Raw genomic sequence first — 301 nt, 5'->3', positions numbered from 1 at the left:
AGGCTATGGACACAGCGGCTGCTATGATTGCGGAACTGGCTGGCGGTCAGGTCTTGTCTGGCATCGTTTCTGCGGGCAGCGTGGACACTTCGGATGTCCCAGTCACAGCAACCATTGATTACGTTAACCGCTCGCTTGGGACCAACCTCGACTATGCCCAAATCGCAGATATTTTCCGTCGTTTAGGTATGGAAACAACTGGCGATGCAAGTCAGTTTACAGTAGCAGTACCGCGTCGTCGTTGGGACATTCGCATTCCAGCAGACTTGGTAGAGGAAATCGCTCGTATCTATGGTTACAA

1 pseudogene is annotated in these 301 nt (G+C 51.8%); it reads left to right on the top strand.

Annotated features, from left to right (window positions below):
- Window positions 1–301 (top strand): annotated as a pseudogene (locus C1G53_RS08140) (phenylalanine--tRNA ligase subunit beta); the annotation flags it as partial.

It is taken from the genome of Streptococcus suis (assembly GCF_002960445.1).
GTDB classification, from domain to species: domain Bacteria; phylum Bacillota; class Bacilli; order Lactobacillales; family Streptococcaceae; genus Streptococcus; species Streptococcus hyiners.
Note: the sequence above shows the minus strand (reverse complement) of the source record. Positions and strands in the feature narration are given on the sequence as shown.